The sequence below is a fragment of the Protofrankia coriariae genome (assembly GCF_001017755.1).
In the GTDB taxonomy this organism is placed as follows: Bacteria; Actinomycetota; Actinomycetes; order Frankiales; family Frankiaceae; genus Protofrankia; species Protofrankia coriariae.
This window is the reverse complement of the sequence record NZ_JWIO01000017.1, coordinates 111420-117392: the sequence shown is the minus strand read 5'-3', so window position 1 is coordinate 117392 and position 5973 is coordinate 111420. Positions and strand designations below refer to the sequence as shown.

General features: G+C 68.1%; 4 protein-coding genes. 3 read left to right on the top strand and 1 reads right to left on the bottom strand.

The genetic code is table 11. The annotated features are described in order from the left end of the window. Nucleotides 1-120 precede the first annotated feature (120 nt). Nucleotides 121-1872 (top strand): AMP-binding protein, encoded by a 1752-nt coding sequence (locus FrCorBMG51_RS12635; RefSeq protein WP_047223308.1) that lies wholly within the window; start codon nucleotides 121-123, stop codon nucleotides 1870-1872. Between the two features lie 84 nt (nucleotides 1873-1956). Here the strand turns inward: FrCorBMG51_RS12635 and FrCorBMG51_RS12630 are convergent, their stop codons facing one another. Beyond that, nucleotides 1957-3225, bottom strand: coding sequence for a LuxR C-terminal-related transcriptional regulator (locus tag FrCorBMG51_RS12630; protein ID WP_157180488.1), 1269 nt, complete (start codon nucleotides 3223-3225; stop codon nucleotides 1957-1959). A gap of 830 nt (nucleotides 3226-4055) precedes the next feature. On the opposite strand from FrCorBMG51_RS12630, the gene FrCorBMG51_RS12625 reads away from it, so the two are divergent. Together FrCorBMG51_RS12625 and FrCorBMG51_RS12620 are read left to right on the top strand one after the other, a co-directional pair. Next, a complete protein-coding gene (locus FrCorBMG51_RS12625) occupies nucleotides 4056-5207 on the top strand; it encodes an acyl-CoA dehydrogenase family protein (RefSeq protein WP_047223255.1) in 1152 nt (383 codons plus the stop codon). After that, on the top strand, nucleotides 5204-5973 hold a 770-nt coding region (locus tag FrCorBMG51_RS12620), incomplete at its 3' end, for an LLM class flavin-dependent oxidoreductase (protein ID WP_047223326.1). The genes FrCorBMG51_RS12625 and FrCorBMG51_RS12620, both read left to right, overlap by 4 nt.

Sequence of the window (5973 nt, the reverse complement as noted above, 5' to 3'; positions counted from 1 at the left end):
GGCTGCCGCGCACCGGCCGCCGGTCGTACGGATACTGGTCGTACAGTCGCTGACCGCACAGCTGAGGGCCGCACAGCCGGGAGTCCCAGCGCTCACGGGGTTACCACTCAGGGAGGACAGTTGACATCACAGGCGCCGGGTGCAGGTGGTCTGGCCGCGTTCCGCGCGGCGCGGGACTTCCTGCTCGCCCACCGGGAGGACTACGACAGCGCGTACGCCGGGTTCCACTGGCCGGAGCTGACGGAGTTCAACTGGGCGTTGGAGTGGTTCGACCATCTCGGTGCCGACCCGGACAGCTCCGGCCGGACCGCGTTATGGATCGTCGAACAGGACGGCTCGGAGCGGCGTCAGACCTTCGCGCAGCTGTCCGCCCGCTCGAACCAGGTGGCCAACTGGCTGCGCGGGCGGGGCGTGACGCGCGGTGACCGTATCGTGCTCATGCTGGGCAACCAGGTCGAGCTGTGGGAGACGCTGCTCGCGGCGATCAAGCTCGGCGCGGTCGTCATCCCGGCGACCACGCTGCTCGCGTCCGCCGACCTGCGGGACCGGATCACCCGTGGCCAGGCCCGCTACGTCGTTGTCGGCGCGGCCGACACCGACAAGTTCGCCGACGTGCCCGGCGAGTACGACCGGATCGCGGTCGGAGCGCCGGTGGCGGGCTGGGCCTCCTACGCCGACGCGGCCCAGGCGCCCGCCGCGTTCGTCCCGGATGGTGTGACCCGGGCCAGCGACCCGTTGCTGCTCTACTTCACCTCGGGCACCACCGCGGCCCCGAAGCTCGTCGAGCACACCCACGCCTCCTACCCGGCCGGGCATCTGTCGACGATGTACTGGATCGGGCTCACACCCGGTGACGTGCATCTGAACATCTCCTCGCCGGGCTGGGCCAAGCACGCGTGGAGCAACGTCTTCGCTCCCTGGAACGCCGGGGCCACGGTGTTGATCTACAACTACAGCCGGTTCGACGCCGCCGCGCTGCTGGCGCAGATCGACCGGTGCGGGGTGGACAGCTTCTGCGCGCCCCCGACGGTGTGGCGGATGCTGATCCAGGCCGACCTCACGGTGGTGCGCAACCCGCCACGCAAGATCGTCGGTGCGGGCGAGCCGCTCAACCCCGAGGTCATCGAGCAGGTGGAGAAGGCCTGGGGGGTGCGCATCCGGGACGGCTTCGGGCAGACTGAGACCACCGTGCAGATCGCCAACTCGCCGGGCCAGCTCGTCAAGCCGGGCTCCATGGGACGCCCGGTGCCCGGATACCACGTCACGCTGGTCGACGTCACCACCGGTAAGCCGGCGCAGGAGGGTGAGATCTGCCTGGACCTCGCCCAGCGTCCGCTGGGGCTGATGGTCGGCTACCGGGACGACGCCGTACGCAACGCCGAGGCGATGGCGGGTGGCTACTACCACACCGGTGACGTGGCCTCGCGTGACGCCGACGGGTACATCACCTACATCGGCCGCGCGGACGACGTGTTCAAGGCGTCGGACTACCGGATCTCGCCGTTCGAGCTGGAGAGCGTGCTGATCGAGCATCCCGCCGTCGCCGAGGCCGCCGTTGTCCCGTCACCGGACGCAATCCGGCTGGCGGTCCCGAAGGCGTACGTGGTACTCACCGACGGTCACGCGCCCGACCGGGACACCGCGCTGTCGATTCTGCGCCACGCCCGCCAGCAGCTCGCGCCGTACAAGCGGATACGCCGCCTTGAATTCGCCGAGCTGCCCAAGACGATATCCGGCAAGATCCGGCGGGTGGAACTTCGCCGTCGGGAGGAGGAACTGCATCCGCTCGGCGCCGCCGCGGCCGCTGTGGCGGGCAGTGGGGCGGCCGTCCGTGAATACCGCGACGAGGAGTTTCCGGAGCTGCGGGGGTGACGCTTTTCCGGACCGGCGGGAACTGTTCTGACAGGACCCGCCGTCCGGGAGGCGCCGGTAACGGTGCGCGCCGGGAGAAGACGCCTAGTTGTTCCAGAGGGATTTTTTTCCGAAAGAACTGGCGGGTTCCGGCCGGCGGCGTTGCATTGTGTTCAGATAGCGTGAGACGGCCTCTGCCCGGTTGGTGGCTCCGAGCTTGCGCAGAATGTGTTTCACGTGCACTTTCACGGTGCCCTCGGAAACCATCAGGCGGGTGGCGATCCGCGCATTGGTGGCGCCGTCGGCCATATGCCGCAGAACTTCGATCTCCCGACGGGTCAGAGGCGAGTCCACAACGTCCTCGATCGCCCTGACCAGCACGTTCGTCCCGATAACCGGAACGGGCTCGGCGGGGGCGCCGGCGGGTTTCAGGGACATGTCGTCCGCCGTGAAGGATGCCATCAGGTCGGATATACCCGCCGTATAGGTACACAACTGGTCGCGAAGGGCCAGCATCCGGTCGGCGAACACGGCACGCTCGATCGCGTAGCCCAGGCCCTCCATGAACAGCCCGATGGCCTCGCGGTCCAGAGTGTCCACGTGCCGCCGGTCGGTGTACGCGTCGGCGTGCATGAAGCCGATCACCGACGACATCGACACGATCGGTGCGGCGACGTAGGAACGTGAGCCAGTTACAATCTTGAGCAGGGGATGTACCTGCGGGTTTGCCTGGGCATCCCTGATCAGGATCGGCTGCCGCCGGTGGACCATGTCGGTCTCCAGCACCTGCTGGTCCAGCAGGACCGGGTCCGTGCTGCCGGCCTTCACCATCAGTGCGGCAAGATCCGGATCGCCTCGGACGTAGGCCGACCTCGCCACCCAGCGGGAGTTCTGGATCTGGGACAGCAGAGCACGTCCGAAACCGAGTTTTTCGACCTCGGCGGGAGCTCTGGTTATCAGGTCCTGGACCGTGGAGAGATCCCGCAACCGGCTCAACGTATTGCGTACGTCGGCCAGCGTCGACGTTCGCTGGGCCAGCATCGCGTCACGCAGGGATATCCGGATCTGGCAGAGCCGGGTGAGCGCCGCGATCAGTTCCGCGTGCGCCTGGCCGCCGGTCTGCTCCACGCCGGCGGCCAGCCGTTCGGTAATGGCGTCCTGGGCCGCCGCCAGGGACATCTCCGCGGTGTGCGCGTCCAACGGGGTGATGCTCAGCGGCGCACAGTCCCAGCCGGTCAGCCTGGCTACCAGCTGGAGAATGGAACGCACACGTTCGAGCTCGTTGCGTGGCAGCTCGGGACGGCGGAGGAACCAGTTCTCGCCCCGCGCCGCGCGCGAGCGTCCGCCACCATCACCGGAGCTGGTAGTGGACATGATGGCCTCCGTTTCCTCGTCATCGAGAGCCGTCCGGAACACGAATCGCGGTCGGTGCCGCCGGGGCGACGCGCGGGCCGGTCCGCCTGACGCGGAAAGGTGCTGCCTGTCCAAGATTGAATAGTAGGACGACGACGGGCTCCGGGCCAGCAGGTACCGGGTTCCGAGGGGCGTTCCGAAGGGGCGCTGAGGGATGTTGAGGGGGGTGCTGAGGGGGTGCTGAGAAGTTTTGTGGTGCCTGCTCCGGCGCTGGTCGTCAGCGTACATCCGTTTGGCGCGGCGCCCGGTGCGGGTTGTCCGGTATGCCCTGTCGGCGATCACTGTTGATCCCTTCGGGGCGGATAGCGGTCACGCTCCGCCAGGCTTTCGACCGGCCCGGTGGAGCTCCTCGTACCAGCGCCCCCGTATCGGCCTCCCTCCGCGCCGGCGGCTGGAGCCGTCCCGCGAAGCCGAGTCCGTGATCGTCGGTACGGGATGTTGGACGGAGGTGTTGACCCGTTGCCGGTCGGCCCTGGTTGGGTCATGATGCTGAAAAGGCCGCATGTGGCGATCTTGCGGCTGTTGTGGTGTGACCAGGCTGGGCACCGTTGGCCCCGATTCGATCGGGATCCCGGTGTTCCGCCGTTGGTGGCCATGCTCCGGCGTTGGTGTCGTCGGTGACGCGGCATCGCCGACGCGCCCTGCTGGTAGCCGACTGTGCGCGACCGTGACGAGGCAATCATCCTTTGTGACGGCGTGCCGGTGCGGTGTCATCTCGGGAATGGGACAGGCATAGCGGCCAACGCGATCGTGGTTGTCGCGTTCCGCACCTTATTCTAAGGCGGAATAAAATGATTTCTTTCGAATTCTCCGAGGAACAGGAGGACTTCCGGCGTGCGCTCGTCCAGTTCGCTGAGAATGTACTACTGCCCGGTTATCGGGACCGGGCGGCCCGTACGGACTACCCGTTCGACATCCAGCGTCAGCTCGCCGATCTCGGTGTGCTCGGCATCGGCCTGCCCGAGCAGTTCGGCGGCACCGGCGTCGAGGATCCGATCACGCTCGGGCTCGCGGCGGAGACGCTGGCCTACGGCGACGTGAACATCGCGTCCGCGCCGGTGCAGGTCGGGCTTGTGGGATCTCAGCTGGCACACGGCACCACGGCCGTGCAGAAGGAGTACCTGCCGCGGCTGATCGCCGGTGAGATCACGGTGGCGATCGCGCTCACCGAGCCCGGCTCCGGCTCCGACGCAGGCGCGCTGCGCACGGTCGCCGAGCCGGTGGCCGGCGGCTGGCGGCTGCGCGGTGAGAAGACCGCCATCTCGTGGGCCTGCAACGCCACCGCGACGCTCGTCTACGCCCGCGAGCCGGGGTCCGCGCGCTCGAAGGGGGTGAGCTGTTTCGTCGTCCCGACCGATACTCCGGGCGTGACCGTCAGCCACATGCCGGGGATGGGCTGCCTGCCGCTGGGCTGGGGATCGATCCACTTCGACGAGGTGTTCGTGCCGACGGAGAACCTCATCGGTGAGTACGGCCGGGGCTTCCACAGTGTCATGAGCCACTTTGATTTCAGCCGTGCCGCGCTGGGCCTGATGTGTCTCGGCGCGGCCCGGGCCAGCCTCGACGAAGCCGCTGACTATGCCCTGCAGCGGGAGGCTTTTGGCCGTCCGATCGCCGAGTACCAGGGCATATCTTTTCTTCTTGCCGAGCAGGCCACCTATCTGGAGGCCGCACGGTGGCTGTGCTATCGGGCGTTGTGGCTGCGCCATGCCGGCCGGCCGCACACCGCGCATGCCTCCATGAGCAAGTGGTGGCCGCCAATTGTCGCCAAGGACGCGATCGAGGCGGCCATGAAGATCTACGGTAACCTCGGCTACGCGACCGAGTTCCCGTTGCAGCAGAGATTTCGTGATGTCATGGCCTATCTGGTCGCGGACGGCACGGCAGAGATCCAGAAGCGCATTATCGCCAAGGACGTTCTGGGTGGGAGGCACGGGAAATGATCACGGTCGGGCTGGACGTGCACGAGTCGATTCTCTCGACGAGCCCACAGCAGCGGCGTGATCTGCTCGGTCGTGTCCATGCCGCGGGGCTCGACCACGTGGTCGTCGCCGATCATGTCAGCTTCCACGGCGGCCGGGGCTTCGACGGGCTGGTGTCCGCCACCGCGGCCCTGACCAGCAACGACGATCTGCCCGTGCTGCTGGGCGTCTACCAGCTCGCGCTGCGGCATCCGACCACCGTCGCCCGCCAGCTCGCCTCGGTCTCCCAACTGGCGCCGGGCCGGCTGATCCTCGGGGTCGGCGTGGGTGGGGAGGACCGCTCCGAGCCGCTCAACTGCGGCGTCGACCCGTCGACCCGGGGACGCCGCCTCGACGAGAGCCTGCGCGTGCTGCGTGCGCTCGCCTTGGGCGATGCGGTCGATCACAGCGGGGAGTTCTTCGAGCTCAAGGACGCGCGGGTGCTGCCGGCTCCGACGCCCAGGATCCCGATCGTGATCGGCGGCTCGTCGGCGGCCGCGGTACGGCGGACCGTGCGCTTCGGCGACGGCTGGCTGGGGATCTTCTGCTCCGCCCGGCGCTTCGCCGCGACCCGCGAGCAGATCGCCGAGGTGGCCCAGCAGGAGGGCAGGCCGCTGCCGTCCTGGTACGGACTGAACCTCTGGTGCGGGATCGACACCCAGGCGAGCAGGGCCAGACAGCTGGTGGCCGAGCGGATGGAGCGGCTCTACCACCTGCCCTACGAGAAGTTCGAGCGGCTGGCGCCCGC